General features: G+C 70.2%; 12 protein-coding genes and 2 tRNA genes. 9 read left to right on the top strand and 5 right to left on the bottom strand.

The window, feature by feature from the left end:
* Positions 1–7: 7 nt before the first annotated feature.
* Complete coding sequence (locus D4739_RS01305; RefSeq protein ID WP_120061654.1) at positions 8–568, top strand: TetR family transcriptional regulator; 561 nt, start codon at positions 8–10, stop codon at positions 566–568.
* Positions 569–588: 20 nt separating this feature from the next.
* On the opposite strand, the gene D4739_RS01300 is transcribed toward D4739_RS01305, so the two are convergent.
* On the bottom strand, positions 589–2079 hold the full coding sequence (locus D4739_RS01300; RefSeq protein ID WP_120058914.1) for an adenylate/guanylate cyclase domain-containing protein: 1491 nt from the start codon (positions 2077–2079) through the stop codon (positions 589–591).
* A gap of 37 nt (positions 2080–2116) precedes the next feature.
* Between D4739_RS01300 and D4739_RS01295 the strand changes: the two genes are divergently transcribed.
* A complete protein-coding gene (locus D4739_RS01295) occupies positions 2117–2389 on the top strand; it encodes a hypothetical protein (protein WP_120058913.1) in 273 nt (90 codons plus the stop codon).
* A gap of 18 nt (positions 2390–2407) precedes the next feature.
* On the opposite strand, the gene D4739_RS01290 is transcribed toward D4739_RS01295, so the two are convergent.
* Positions 2408–3208, bottom strand: a complete 801-nt coding sequence (locus tag D4739_RS01290) for a 3-methyladenine DNA glycosylase (RefSeq protein WP_120061653.1) — start codon at positions 3206–3208, stop codon at positions 2408–2410.
* Positions 3209–3289: 81 nt separating this feature from the next.
* Positions 3290–4408, bottom strand: coding sequence for a DUF2306 domain-containing protein (locus D4739_RS01285; protein WP_120058912.1), 1119 nt, complete (start codon positions 4406–4408; stop codon positions 3290–3292).
* 30 nt (positions 4409–4438) lie between these two features.
* Here D4739_RS01285 and D4739_RS01280 point away from each other — a divergent pair, with 30 nt between their 5' ends.
* From D4739_RS01280 to D4739_RS01265, 4 genes are read left to right on the top strand one after another with little or no spacing between them, the layout of a single operon-like run.
* A complete protein-coding gene (locus D4739_RS01280) occupies positions 4439–5110 on the top strand; it encodes a TetR/AcrR family transcriptional regulator (RefSeq protein WP_120058911.1) in 672 nt (223 codons plus the stop codon).
* A gap of 10 nt (positions 5111–5120) precedes the next feature.
* On the top strand, positions 5121–5933 hold the full coding sequence (locus D4739_RS01275; protein WP_120058910.1) for a fumarylacetoacetate hydrolase family protein: 813 nt from the start codon (positions 5121–5123) through the stop codon (positions 5931–5933).
* The gene (gltX, locus tag D4739_RS01270; RefSeq protein WP_120058909.1) at positions 5930–7405 is read left to right on the top strand and encodes a glutamate--tRNA ligase; all 1476 of its coding nucleotides are present in this window, start codon (positions 5930–5932) and stop codon (positions 7403–7405) included. The genes D4739_RS01275 and gltX overlap by 4 nt, the downstream gene beginning before the upstream one ends.
* A 23-nt stretch (positions 7406–7428) precedes the next feature.
* Positions 7429–8340, top strand: coding sequence for a CPBP family intramembrane glutamic endopeptidase (locus D4739_RS01265; RefSeq protein WP_120058908.1), 912 nt, complete (start codon positions 7429–7431; stop codon positions 8338–8340).
* Here D4739_RS01265 and D4739_RS01260 read toward each other — a convergent pair.
* Positions 8328–9077, bottom strand: a complete 750-nt coding sequence (locus D4739_RS01260) for a metallophosphoesterase family protein (protein ID WP_120058907.1) — start codon at positions 9075–9077, stop codon at positions 8328–8330. The two genes, D4739_RS01265 and D4739_RS01260, sit on opposite strands and share 13 nt — an antisense overlap.
* A gap of 147 nt (positions 9078–9224) precedes the next feature.
* Between D4739_RS01260 and D4739_RS01255 the strand changes: the two genes are divergently transcribed.
* Positions 9225–9299: transfer RNA gene (locus D4739_RS01255), tRNA-Gln, on the top strand.
* Positions 9300–9400: 101 nt separating this feature from the next.
* Positions 9401–9473, top strand: a tRNA-Glu gene (locus D4739_RS01250).
* A gap of 64 nt (positions 9474–9537) precedes the next feature.
* Here the strand turns inward: D4739_RS01250 and D4739_RS01245 are convergent.
* The gene (locus D4739_RS01245) at positions 9538–10713 is read right to left on the bottom strand and encodes an MFS transporter (RefSeq protein WP_120058906.1); all 1176 of its coding nucleotides are present in this window, start codon (positions 10711–10713) and stop codon (positions 9538–9540) included.
* 175 nt (positions 10714–10888) lie between these two features.
* Between D4739_RS01245 and D4739_RS01240 the strand changes: the two genes are divergently transcribed.
* On the top strand, positions 10889–13288 hold the full coding sequence (locus tag D4739_RS01240; protein ID WP_182920255.1) for an ABC transporter ATP-binding protein/permease: 2400 nt from the start codon (positions 10889–10891) through the stop codon (positions 13286–13288).
* Positions 13289–13295 lie beyond the last annotated feature (7 nt).

Below are 13295 nucleotides of genomic sequence, written 5' to 3'. Positions count from 1 at the left end.
TGTGTTCGTGACCACGGCAACTCGCTACCGGCGTACGGACGTCGTCGACCGCGCGATCGTGCTTCTCGGTGCAGTCGGCCTCGACGGATTGTCGATGCGGCGCCTCGCTTCCGACCTGGGCGTCCAGCCGAGTGCGCTCTACCACCACTTCGCCGGCAAGCAGGAGCTGCTGGGGGCGGTGGCTGACGAGATCCTCGCCCGTGGTCGGCGGCCGAACGAGCTCGTTTCCTGGCAGGCCGAGCTCGGTCTGGTCTGTGTCGAGCTGCGCGACATCATGCTCGAGCACCGCGATGGCGCTGCCCTGGTGTCGATGGTGCGGGCGCTCGGGGCCGGGGCAGAGGAGCCGATCCGGCGGATGGCCGGTGCCCTGGCGTTTGCGGGAGCCGACGCCGAGCTCGCGCGGGTCGGAGCGCACACGTTGTTCCACTTCGTCTTCGGTCACGTGGCTGACGAGCAGGCCCACCGGGCGGCTGCCGTGGCGAGCGGCGGCGTGGCCCCGGCGGGCACCGACTTTGCAGTCGGCCTCGGGCTGATCCTCGATGGGCTGGGCGCGCGGCTCGTGTCCTGATCGCTCGCCTGCCGAGCGGCTCAGGCTCGGGGGACCGCGATCCGGGTCTCGGTGGTGCGGCCGCGGACGGTCAGCGGCTCGCGTTCGATCCAGTTGCCGGCTTCGCTGTCGGCCTCGGAGAGCAGCGCCGCGTTGGCGACACAGCGCTCGGGGTGCTCCTTCGCGACGGACGTGAGTCGCGCAGCCTCGTTCACCGGATCGCCGATGACGGTGTACTCGTAGCGGTCGGCCGAGCCCACGTTTCCCGACACGACCGGGCCACCCGAGATGCCGACACCCGCGGCGATCTCCGGCACCTCGGCCCGGAGCCGCTCGCTGAGCACCCGGGCAGCAGCAAGGGCGCGGGCGTTGCGGTCCGCCACCTCGACAGGTGCGCCCCAGATGGCCAGTGCCGCGTCGCCCTCGAACTTGTTGATCCAGCCGCCGTGCGTGTGGACCACGTCGATCACGACGTCGAAGAACCGGTTGAGCAGGGTGACGACCTCGGTTGGGTCGAGCTCGGTCGCCATCGTCGTGGAGCCCATGACGTCGACGAAGAGAACGGTCACCTCGCGCACCTCGCCACCAAGCTGTACGCCGCCCGCGACGGCCGCGCGCGCGACGTCGACACCGACGTGGCGACCGAAGAGGTCGCGCAGCTGCTCGCGCTCGCGCAGGCCCGCGACCATGTCGTTGAAACCGGCCTGGAGCTCACCGATCTCGGTGCCGTCGTCGATGTCCACCCAGGTCTTCAGCTTGCCGCGGCCCACGCGGTCGAATCCCTTGCGGAGGGCACGGATCGGATCGGCCGTTGCCCGAGCGGCGAGGAAGGTCACCAGCCCGCCCACCAGGATGATCACCGCGCCGAGGGAGATCATGGTCGCGCCGAGCTGGTCGAACGTCGTTGCGTCGTCGCCGAGCACGATGGCCATCAGCCCGGACAGCATCAGGCCACTGGCCGCCGCGCCCGTGCCGAGCAGCCATGCCATCGTCACCCGCACGGACACGTGGCCGGCCTTGCGTCGGGCGGGGAGTCCGCTGGCGAGGGCTGCGCGGGTGATCGGACGAATCCGGCGCTCGACGATGAGGAAGGACAGGGCCGCGACCGTGACGCCCGTGATGGCGACGATCACCACGACCAGCGCGGCCCGGCCGACGTGTGACGGTGCGTTGATCGCGCCGAAGAGCAACGACGCCGCGCCCCACAGGGCGATGTGCATCCACGCGTAGAAATCCGGCGTCTTCAGGAGCGCGGTCTTCTCCTGGTCGGTCGCCGGTCGGTTCTCCGTGAGCCAGCTGTCGATCCGCCCCTGTCGGCGCACGCCCCACACGGTGCCGACCACGACGGCGCTGGGCACGTAGGCGGCCAGGACGGCGAGGTTGAGCAGGCGCACACGGTTCTCGTCACCGCCCGGCAGCGGAACGACGAACGCAGCCAGCGCGAAGACCACCGCTGCGCCACCGAGGTTGGTGATGGTCAGCAGCACCGCGATCACGAGACGGATCGCGCGGCGGCGAGGGGCGCGGGGCATGCGGGCAGCATAGGGAAGCCGGAGCTACGGTGACGGCATGCCCGACAAGCTCCTCAGATTCATTCGACGCCGTGGCGTGGTGGTTCTCGGTTTCGTCGCGGTGATGCCCCTGGTCATGGTTGATCCAGCCGCTGCCGTGCTCCTGCTCGATGTCGAGCTGCTCGCCCTCCTCGGCAGCGCCGGACTGGGTCTGGTGCGCGAGGACCTCAGGATGGCCGTCGCGCGGTGTCGGTGCGCGCCTTCGGTGGTCCTGTTTGCTGCGGGCGTGCGGCTCAGTCGCGAGGACCCGCGCTCGATCCTCTCCGCCTGACGGCCCACGCCGCGGGTGTCAGGCGATCCCGTCCGCCGTTGCCAGCAGGCGCTCGCACTCGGCGATCAGCGCCGCGCGGATCGGAGCACCTCGCTCGGCGAAGCCACGCTGCGCCTCGGCGTACTCGCGCTTGCCGTCGGGGGTCTCGATCCTCACCGGGCTCCACGGCTCGCCGGAGGGGTCGAGGACCGCCCCGGTCATGTCGTACGGCGCGGCGCGCATGTCGAGGATCCGGATGTCCCACGCGAGCTCGAAGGCGTCGGCCACCAGGTCCGAGCAGATCATCGGCGAGAGCCGGAAAGCGTGCTTGTAGAGGTCCATGCCCCCGTGCAGGCACCCCGGCTGCTCGTACGCCGCGCGGTCGCGGCTGCCGGGGGAGAGGGTGTTCATGCCGAGCGCGGTGGGGGTGAAGAAGCGGAACGCATCGAAGTGCGAGCAGGTGATCCGGTGCGACTCGGTGACGGCGTCGGTCGCGGCGGCGCCGAGTCGCAGGGGGACCGGATGCCGGGTCGCATCGGCTCGATGGACCATCGCCCACTCGTGCAGGCCGAAGCACCCGAAGTTGCCCGGACGGGACGCCGTTGCCGTGAGCAGCTCGTGCAGCTGGGTGATCACGGGTCGCCGCTCCGCGACGTACGGGTCGGAGGCGTCGAGGCCGGGGTGCCAGCGCAGCAGCTGGGTGGGACGCTGGGCGTAGTAGGTGAACAGGAAGTCGTGCACCGGGTGCTTGATCCCCGCGTCGCGTCGGGCCAGGTGCGGCCCGACGTACGGCGCGAGTCGGGCGCGGTGCGCCGCTGCCTGCTCCTCGTACTCCTGCACCCGGTGAGAGTAGGTGGCCTCGGCCGGCCGGGCCAACCGCAGTCGACCGGGTCGGGCCCGACCAGGTCAGGCCCGACCGGGTCAGGCAGTGACGGTGACTGGTGTCGCGATCCGCGCCGGGCGACGACGGCGCCACGCGATCAGCAGCAGGCCGAGCGACAGCGGCACGGCCGGGCCCGTGAGCAGCGCACCGTAGAAGCTCTCCTCCGTCGTGAACACCAGCGTGTAGCTGCCCCACAGGGCAAGGGTCGTCGGGATGCCGGCCAGCATCCCGACGGCGTGGATGCGCCACTCCTCGTGGGCGACGGGATCGCTCGCCGCGCGCAGGTTGAGCTGCGTCAGCAGGATGCCCAGGCCGATGGCAACGGCGGCGGTGATGGTTACGCGGTCCACGCCGTCGAACACGTCGACGTACGCCGCGACAAGGGCCGTCAGCCCGACGGCACCGAGGCCGAGAGCGACGCGATCGAGCCACCTGCCGGGGAGTGGTGCGAGGTGCTCACGCTTGCGGGCGGCGGGGACCATCCGTGACGCGAGGACGGCGGCCATGGGTGCCCAGACCGCCTCGACGGCGCCGCCTGCGAGGTTCGTGACCTCCTGGCTCGCGTCCGGCCAGGCCAGGCCGAACAGCATGTAGAGGACCCGGAGGAACGGGGCGGTGCAGAGCAGCGCGAAGGCGAACGCCATCAGGATCCTGTGGCTCGCCTGATGTCCTCGGCGGATCGCCAGCCAGCCGAGTGCCGTGGCCAGTGCGGTGGCGATGGCCAGCGCCCAGAGCTGCAGGTAGAACGCCGGACCGTCGTAGGTCCGGTGCGGGCCCACGACCACGAGGTAGGTCATGGCGCCACCCATCGCGACCAGCGTGAGGGTGACCTGCGCGCGACCGATCCAGCGGTGCACCCCGAGTCGCACGCGGCTCCGCGCGGTGAACTGGAAGACCGCGAGGCTGATGGCGATCGCGGCGAGTGCGGTGTGGGTGAGCAGGACCCAGCGATAGCGCTCGTAGACGTCGTGCTGCTCGAAGTGGATCGACCCCGGCCCCGTGGCGCGGTCGCTGCCGACGACGGCCGTGAAGGCGTGGTCCCAAAGCTGCGGGCCGCCGCCGAAGAAGCGGGCCATGAACTCTGCGGCCATCGGCGCATAGAGCAGCACGGTCGCGGCAACCGCGAACCAGCCGATGGTGGCGAGTCGTTTCTGCATGGTGGAGTCCCATCCTGTATAACAAGCGTTATGAACGAGTCTCCCGCATCTGACCGCTCGAGGGGAAGCCAGACCGCGGGTGACATGCGTCGCAGGCTGGTGGACGCAGCAGCCGCACTCCTCGCAGAGAGTGGCCCGTCGGCGCTCACCGCGCGCAAGGTCGCCGCCGCGGCAGGCACGTCGACGATGTCCGTCTACTCCCACGTCGGGTCGATGGAGCTGCTGGTCCGCGCCGTCGTGGAGGAGGGCTTCCGCACCCTCGAGGAAGTCCTCGTCGCCGTCGAACCGAGTGACGACCCGGTCCGGGACGTCGGCGCGCAGACCGCGGCGTACCTCCGCCATGCGACCACCCACCCGCACCTGTACGCCGTCATGTTCGGCACGCTCCCGCTCGGGCCCTACCGCGCGAGCGATCCTGCCGAGCTCAGGGCGGGTCGGCGGGAGACCCTCGACCGGATCGGCCACAACTGGGTCCGCGCTGTCGCGAGCGGGCGGATCGACGAGGCCCGCGAGTCCGACCTCGCGTTCACCTGGTGGAGCGCGATCCACGGCTACGCCCTGCTGGAGTCCTCCGGGCACATCCACGCGGAGCCCGGCCGGGTGCGCGTCCTCGAACGGCTGCTGACGGCGCTCTTCGTCGGCCTCGGCGACGATCCCGACCGCGCCGGGACCTCGGTCCGGGAGGGCTTGGCGGCCGGATAGGCTCAAGACCGTGCGCATCTGCAGATTCACCCCCCTGGCAAGCCGTGGCGAAGAAATCCAGTACGGAGTCCTGACCGGCGAGGTCGACCAGTTCGGCCAGCCGGCCGAGGACAGCGTGATCGTGGCGCTGGCCGGCGACCCGCTCTACGTCGGCATCAAGCTGCTGGAGCAGGAGCACCGCCTCGCCGACGTGAAGCTGCTGGCGCCCGTGCTGCCGCGCAGCAAGGTGATCGGCATCGGCAAGAACTACGCCGCGCATGCCAAGGAGATGGGCGGTGGCGTGCCGAGCGAGCCGCTGATGTTCCTCAAGCCCAACACCTCCGTGATCGGCCCCGGCGACACCATCCAGCTCCCGTCGCAGAGCGCCGAGGTCGACTACGAGGGCGAGCTCGCCGTCGTGATCGGGCGGATCTGCCGCGACGTGCCGGTCGAGCGCGCCTCTGAGGTGATCCACGGCTACACCGTCGCCAACGACGTGACCGCCCGCGACCTGCAGCGCAAGGACGGCCAGTTCACCCGGGCCAAGGGCTTCGACACGTTCTGCCCGCTCGGCCCGTGGATCGAGACCGAGCTCGACCCGTCGTCGATCAGCGTGCAGACCTACCGCAACGGGGACCTCGTGCAGGACGGCAACACCTCCGACATGGTCTTCGACATCCCGGCCCTGATCGCCCACGTCAGCAGCGTCATGACGCTCCTGCCCGGCGACGTCATCCTCACCGGCACCCCCGAGGGTGTCGGTCCCATGCAAGCCGGAGACGAGATCGAGATCGTCGTTGCCGGCATCGGATCCCTCACGAACAAGGTAGCCAAGAACTCATGACCAGTCCGTTGAGCAACGTCCGTGTGCGCATGGCGCCCTCCCCGACCGGCTCCCCGCACGTCGGCCTGGTCCGCACCGCCCTCTTCAACTGGGCGTTCGCGCGCCACCACGGCGGCACCTTCGTGTTCCGCATCGAGGACACCGACAAGGAGCGCAGCACCGACGAGTCGCTCGACTCGATCATCGACCTCTTCCAGTGGCTCGGTCTGGACTGGGACGAGGGCCCCGGAGTGGGCGGTCCCCACGCGCCGTACAAGCAGAGCGAGCGCAGCGACCTGTACGCCGACGCGCTGGCGAAGCTGCGTGCGTCCCGCTTCGCGTACGACTGCTTCTGCACGAACGACGAGGTCGACGCGCGCCGCAAGGTCTCCGGCTCCAAGGTGCTGGGCTACGACGGATTCTGCCGCGAGCTCACCGACGACCAGACCGCGGCGTTCGTGGCTGATGGCCGGCTGCCGGTCGTGCGGTTCCGGATGCCCGACGGGTCGATCACGTGGCACGACCTGGTGCGCGGCGACGTCACCTTCGAGACGCAGTTCGTCCCCGACTACGCGCTCTGCCGCACCAACGGCGACCCGCTCTACACGCTGGTCAACCCGGTCGACGACGCGCTGATGGACATCACGCACGTACTGCGCGGCGAGGACCTCCTCTCGAGCACCCCCCGCCAGATCGCGCTGCACGAGGCGCTGATCGAGCTCGGCATCGCGAAGCAGGTCCCTGAGTTCGGGCACCTGCCCTATGTGATGGGCGAAGGCAACAAGAAGCTCTCCAAGCGCGACCCCGAGGCGCACGCGCTGGCCTACCGCGACAACGGCTACATCCCGGAGGGCCTGCTCAACTACCTCGCGCTGCTCGGCTGGGCGATCGCTGCCGACCGCGACGTCTTCTCGCTCGAGGAGATGGTCGCCGCGTTCGACATCAAGGACGTCAACGCCAACCCGGCTCGCTTCGACATCAAGAAGTGCGACGCGATCAACACCGACCACATGAAGCTCCTCGCCGAGGACGAGGTCGGTCGTCGTATCCGGCCCTTCCTGGTGCGCGACGGCATCGTCTCCGACCCCGCGACGCCCGCGCAGGAGGCGTTGCTCACCGAGCTGCTGCCCCTGATCGCGCCGCGCCTGCGCAAGCTCACCGAGGCATCCGGCCTGGTGGCGTCGTTCTTCGTCTCCGACGAGGAGTTCGCGATCGACGAGGCCGCACGCGCGAAGGTGCTGACCGAGGGCGGGCTCGACGTCGTCAAGGCGGCGTACGACGCGCTCGCCGGCGTCTCGACCTGGGTGACCGCCGACATCGAGGCCGCGCTCAACGGCAAGCTGGTCGAAGAGCTCGGCCTGAAGCCGCGCGTCGCGTTCGGCCCGGTCCGGGTGGCCACCTCGGGTGCCCAGATCTCGCCGCCGCTGTTCGAGAGCCTCGAGATCCTGGGCCGCGAACGGACCCTGGCCCGTCTGCAGTCCGCGCTCGGCTGAGCGGGAGTGAGCGGGGCCCTGTGATGCAAGGCGATCTGGCCTACCACCAGCTGCAGCGGAGCGGTCCGCGCGGCTGGTGGCGCCCGCTGCTGGGCACCCTGGCCCTGGTGGCGACCATGGTCGGCGGCGGGCTCGTTCTCCTGGTTGCCGCGCTGCTCCAGGGCGCCTTCACCGGTGCCTCTGCTGACGAACTGACAGACCTTGCGACGCTGAGTGACCCGGGACCGGTCATGTTCGCCGCACTGCTGCTCTCGCTCGGACTCCTGGTGCCGGTCGCCTTCGTCGTCTCCTGGAGCCTGCACGGGATCACGCCGGGCTGGCTCACCTCCGTCGCAGGACGTGTGCGGTGGCGCTACCTTTTCGACTGCCTGGGTCTTGCCGTGGTCGCACTGATAGCGATGATCGCGGTCAGTGCCGTTCTGCCGACCGGGACCCGTGAGGAGATCACTGCGCAACCGCATCCTTTCGATGCTCGACTGGCTTACCTGCTTCTGCTGGCCCTCCTGCTCACCCCGCTGCAGGCGGCGGGTGAGGAGTACGTCTTCCGTGGGTACCTGATGCAGGTGTTCGGCGGTTTCCTCCCAACCGCACTGGCCGTGCTCGTCCCGGCGATTCTCTTCGCGGTCGCGCACGGCGCCCAGAGCCTTCCGGTCTTCATCGACCGCCTCGCGTTCGGACTCGTCGCGGGAGTCCTTGTGCTTCTGACCGGCGGACTCGAGGCAGGGTTGGCGATGCACATCGTCAACAACTGGGTCGCGTTCGGGCTGGCAGTCGTGCTCGGCAACCTCGGAGACTCGCTTCACCCGTCCGGCGGCACCTGGTGGTCGCTGCCGGGCACGGTCGTGCAGTCGCTGACCTACTTCGCCCTCGCTGTCTGGCTGGCGCGCAAGCAGGGTCTCGCCACACGCACCGCACTGCCCGGTCAGTCGGTCTGACTGAGCTCCACCAGCAGCAGCGGACCGCCGTCGTAGCGGCCGCCGTCGATCGCGAGCGCCAGCCCGCCGGCGTAGGAGAGCGCACCGTGTCCGGGCGTCGGCCCGCGCAGGGTCGCGACGATGCTGTGTCCGTGCACGAGGCGGGATCCGCCGAAACGCGCCAGCATCGCCTGCGCACGCTCCGCGCCACCCGGCCCGACGAAGCGGCGCCGCTGGGTCAGCGCGCGCCAGGCCTCGCGGAAGGTGTCGGAGTCCTCGCTGTGCAGGAGCCGGTGAACGGTCTGGTTGACCTCGTCGACCGTGCGTCCCCACTCGACGTACGCCGTGGAGTCGCTGTGCATGAGCAGGTCGTCGCCGACGCGGGTCATCGCCGGGAGTGAGCGCATCCAGGCGATGTCCTCGGCGGTCAGACCGCTCTGGTCGGTGGCGACGCCACCGTTGCGTCGCCACGCCATCGTGAAGTCGTCCTCGCCGAACAGCCAGACCGCGAGGGTGAGGATCTCGTGGTTGCCGAGCAGGACCTGGACCTGGTCGGGCGCCTGCTCCTGGAGCATGCGGACGAAGTGCACCACTCCGACGCCGTCGGGGCCGCGGTCGAGCAGGTCGCCGAGGACGAGGAGGCGGCTCGTGCCGCCGCTCCAGGTGCCGTCGGCATCGATCAGGCCCGCACGCTGAAGAGCGGTCCGAAGGTCGTCGAGGTGCCCGTGGATATCACTGATCGCGTAGGAGGAGGGCACGACGTCATCATCCCAGCCGGCACTGACAATTCCGACTCGGGCCGACCGCGGAGTACTGCCGGGAGCGGGCGTTTTGGAGTCCGGAGAGGCCGCCGTGTAAGGTTTTCCCTCGGCCCGGTTGGAGTGTTCAGCAGGGGTCGAACACCTTGGGATATGGTGTAATTGGCAACACAGCTGATTCTGGTTCAGTCGTTCTAGGTTCGAGTCCTAGTATCCCAGCCAAGTCCGGATCCATCGTTTCGCGACGATGGTCACACCGCCCGGATTTGTTGCGAAACAACAGTGAACGCTAGAGTTTCGCAGCGTTGCCGTAAGGCAACAACGCCCCCGTTGTGTAGTGGCCTAGCACGTCGCCCTCTCAAGGCGGTAGCGCCGGTTCGAATCCGGTCGGGGGTACAGAACGACGAAGGCCCGGTCCACCAGGACCGGGCCTTCGTGCATTTCCGTCGACTGCTTGAGGTCACAGGGCTGCGGTGCGCTTGTCGGTCTGGCGTGCGGCAGGCGCCAGCAGTGCGCTGGGGATCAGCAGGACGGCGACCGCGAGCAGCGCGTGCAGGGTGCCGACCTCGTCGGCGAGGAAGCCGAGCAGGGGAGGGCCGGCCAGGAACGCGACGTACGCAATCGTCGACACGACGCTGACGCGTGCGGCGGCGTGCGCCGGGTCGTCGGCCGCTGCGCTCATGCCGACGGGGAAGCCGAGGGACGCTCCGACGCCCCAGAGCACGATGCCGAGGGCGACGACAACCGGGTGGCCACCGAACCCGATGAGGAGTACGCCGACCCCTGCTGCGGCCATCGTCGCCAGCAGGACCGGTGTGCGGCCGTGGCGGTCGAGGAGTGTCGGGCCGACGACGCGGCCGGTCGTCATGGCCGTCACGAAGAGGCCGAATCCGGCCACGCCGACCCAGTGCGGCACGTCGTACCCGTCGATCAGGGCGATGGCCAGCCAGTCGTTCGCGGTTCCCTCGGTGACTGCGAGTGCGAAGACCATCAGTCCGATCAGCAGGGTCCGCGGCTCGCGCCAGGCGGCCAGTGCGCTCTGCGTCGATCCGGTCGCGGAAGCCTCTGCCGTGTGGGGGAGGAAGCCCGCCGTCGTCGCCTGGATGACCGCGAAGGTCAGCAGGGCGACGCCGGCCAGGTGCCACTCCATCTGCAGTCCAGCCCAGGTGACCAGCGCGCCCACGCCTGCGCCGACCACCGTTCCGAGGCTGAAGCCTGCGTGGAAGCGCGGCATGATCGTGCGGCCCAGCCCGTGCTCCACGGCTGCGCCCTCGACGTTCATCGCCACGTCCCAGCTGCCGATCCCGAGCCCGTAGGCGAAGAGCCCGGCGGCGGCCAGTGGCACGTTCGCGAGAGCGCTGATGCCGAAGGTGGCGACGACCAGGCCCGCGAGACCGGCGGTCACTCCGCAACGGACCACCGCTGCGGCGCCCCACCGGTTGATCAGGGCGCCGGTCGTGGGCAGTGTCAGGACCGAACCGATCGCCATCGCCAGGAGCAGCAGGCCGAGCTGGCCGTTGGTGAGCCCGAGGCCTCCGCGCACCTCCGGTATGCGCGACACCCACGAGGCGAAGCAGAAACCGTTGAGGAAGAAGGAGAGCATCACCGCGTTGCGGGAGCGGAGAACGGGGGCCATGGGAGCACTTTCGGGCGTTGGAGACCGCCTCGGCGGACGTGCGTAAACGTTTGCGTCACCGTAGGCCCCGCCCGGTCGGGCGCGCCAGTGCATTCCGTGCCCCGCCCTGATGCGCCCCTGCCCTCGGCGTGCCTCCATCGTCGTCGGACATTCCGGACCTAGCGTTCGGACGGAGATGACACTGCTCCAGTACGCCGCCACCAGGGAGCGCCTGCGCGTCTCGACGGACGGTCAGTCTCGGGAGTTCGACGAGCACGAGGTGCGCCTGGGCCCCCTCGCGCTCCAGCGCACGGCGAGCGGCTGGTCCGTGCGCGACGTCGGCGAGACGCCGATGCTCTACCTCGACGGTTGCCGGGTCGTGCAGCTGCCGCTCTTCCGCGGACGCCCGATCGCCGTCCATGTCGGCGCGCCCGATGGCCAGCTCGTCGAGCTCGAGGTGCTCGAGCCGATGGCTTCCGTGACCGAGACGGTCTTCCGGTCCGAGGACTTCGTCGACGAGTGGATCGAGCCGGAGCCCGAGCGGGCCAGTGCCTACGTGCCACCCGCCGCCTATGTAGCGCCGGCGCGGGTTTTCGAGACCTACGTCCCGCCGCAGCCCGAGGCTGTCGCGGAGCTTGAGCTTGAGCTTGAGCTTGAACCGGAGCCGCTCGCCCACCTCGAGCCGGCTCAGGAGATGTCTGCCTCCGACTCCGTGCTGGTACAGATTTCCGCCCCCGCTGCCCCCGAAATCTGTACCAACACCCAGGCGGGGAGGGACGCCCCCTCCGTCGGCGAAAAGGGCAACAACACGGAGTCGGCAGCGGATACCCCTGCGCCGGCACCGACACGGCCACCGACCCCGGCGCGGACGCCAGGACCGACCGCCGTCCCGGCCGTGCGGCGTACGTCGGTTCCCGCCGTCGTCACGCCCGAGCCCGGCGCGCTGATCGTCGACCGCGTCTCGGTCACCACCGGCAACGGCCACCGCCTGCTCGACAACATCAGCTTCGCCCTCGCCCCGGGCAGCCTCACCGCCGTGATCGGCCCGTCCGGTTCCGGCAAGTCGACCCTGCTTCGCGCACTCACCGGTGAGGCCCCGGCCACCACCGGCCGCGTCGTCTGGGACGGCCACGACCTCGACAGTGAGCGCGACCGGGTCCGGTTCCGCATCGGCGTGGTCCCGCAGGACGACCTGCTGCACCGACAGCTGACCGTCGAGCAAGGCCTCAGGTACGCCGCAGCCCTGCGCCTGCCGCCCGACACCACGCACTCCGAGCGCGAGGCGCGCGTCGACGAGGTCCTCGACCAGCTCGGCCTCACCTCGCAGCGCCGCCAGCGCATCGGCAGCCAGCTCTCCGGCGGACAGCGCAAGCGGGTCTCGATCGCCACCGAACTGATCACCGCGCCGTCGCTGCTCTTCCTCGACGAGCCCACCTCCGGGCTCGACCCCGGCTTCGACCGCAGCGTGATGGAGCAGCTGCGCGGGCTCTCCCGCGAGGAGCGGATCGTCGTCGTGGTCACCCACTCCGTCCTCGGCCTCGAGGCGTGCGACAACGTCGTCGTCCTCGCCCGTGGCGGTTCCGTTTGCTACGTCGGTCCGCCCGAGGGCGTGCTCGACCACTTCGGCTGCGCGGCGTACCCGGAGCTCTTCGATCTCCTCGAGTCGGGCACGGTGCCGCCGCGCCCCTCGACGGCGAGCGTTCCGCGCCCCTCCCTGCGCCCACCCGGCACGCTGTCGGTGCCGCCCCGGCAGAGCCCGCCGATGCAGCTCGCCACGCTGGTACGACGCTGCCTGGCGGTCACCCTGGCCGACCGGCTCACGCTCGCCATGCTCGTCCTCATGCCACTGCTCCTGGCTGCCCTCAGCCGGGTCGTTCCGGGGGAGGGCGGGCTGTCGCTGGTCGCGGCGCGCGCCGCCGGGGCCACGCGGATGAATCTCGGCCAGGAAGCCGGCCAACGGCTCACCCTGTTGCTCGTCGCAGCGACCCTGATGGGCGCGGCGATGGCGATCCGGGAGCTGGTGAAGGAGCGGGCCGTCGTCCGTCGGGAGTACGCCGTCGGACTCTCTCCGGGCGCCTACGTGCTGGCGAAGGCACTGGTGCTGGGTGCGCTCTGCTTCGGCCAGGGACTGCTGGTCACCTGGCTGGCGCTGGCCGGGCTTCCGGGACTGGACGCCGATGGCGTTCGCGGGCACGGGCTGTGGGAGATCGCGTTGGTGACGGGGCTGCTGACCGTGGCATCAGCGTTCCTGGGCCTGCTCGCCTCAGCGCTGGTTCAGTCGGTCGAGCAGGCGATGCCCGCCCTGGTCGCCCTGGTGATGGGCCAGCTCGTGCTCTCCAGTGCCCTCGTCCAGGTGGCCGGTCGGCCGGTCCTGGAGCAGATCGCGTGGCTGGCTCCGGCACGCTGGGCACACGCCGCCAACGCGGTCAGCGTGCACCTCGAGCGCGCGAAGAACGGCGTGCCGGGTGCAGTGCCCGACCCCCTCGCGGCATACACGACAGGACAGTGGGACCGCGACCTGATGGTGCTGGTCGCGATCGCCACTGTCCTGCTGCTGCTCACGCTCCGTGCGGTGCGCCGCAGTCTTCGCGCCTGACCCCGCT

Source organism: Nocardioides cavernaquae (assembly GCF_003600895.1).
Classification (GTDB): domain Bacteria; phylum Actinomycetota; class Actinomycetes; order Propionibacteriales; family Nocardioidaceae; genus Nocardioides; species Nocardioides cavernaquae.
This window is presented reverse-complemented; position numbering and strand designations above follow the sequence as displayed.

What these genes read in the sequence shown, in the direction of transcription:
- gltX (WP_120058909.1), top strand. Translation starts at nt 5,930, where the DNA reads ATGACCAGTCCGTTGAGCAACGTCCGTGTGCGCATGGCGCCCTCCCCG.
- D4739_RS01265 (WP_120058908.1), top strand. Translation starts at nt 7,429, where the DNA reads ATGCAAGGCGATCTGGCCTACCACCAGCTGCAGCGGAGCGGTCCGCGC.
- D4739_RS01245 (WP_120058906.1), bottom strand. Translation starts at nt 10,713, where the DNA reads ATGGCCCCCGTTCTCCGCTCCCGCAACGCGGTGATGCTCTCCTTCTTC.
- D4739_RS01295 (WP_120058913.1), top strand. Translation starts at nt 2,117, where the DNA reads ATGCCCGACAAGCTCCTCAGATTCATTCGACGCCGTGGCGTGGTGGTT.
- D4739_RS01285 (WP_120058912.1), bottom strand. Translation starts at nt 4,408, where the DNA reads ATGCAGAAACGACTCGCCACCATCGGCTGGTTCGCGGTTGCCGCGACC.
- D4739_RS01240 (WP_182920255.1), top strand. Translation starts at nt 10,889, where the DNA reads ATGACACTGCTCCAGTACGCCGCCACCAGGGAGCGCCTGCGCGTCTCG.
- D4739_RS01280 (WP_120058911.1), top strand. Translation starts at nt 4,439, where the DNA reads ATGAACGAGTCTCCCGCATCTGACCGCTCGAGGGGAAGCCAGACCGCG.
- D4739_RS01300 (WP_120058914.1), bottom strand. Translation starts at nt 2,079, where the DNA reads ATGCCCCGCGCCCCTCGCCGCCGCGCGATCCGTCTCGTGATCGCGGTG.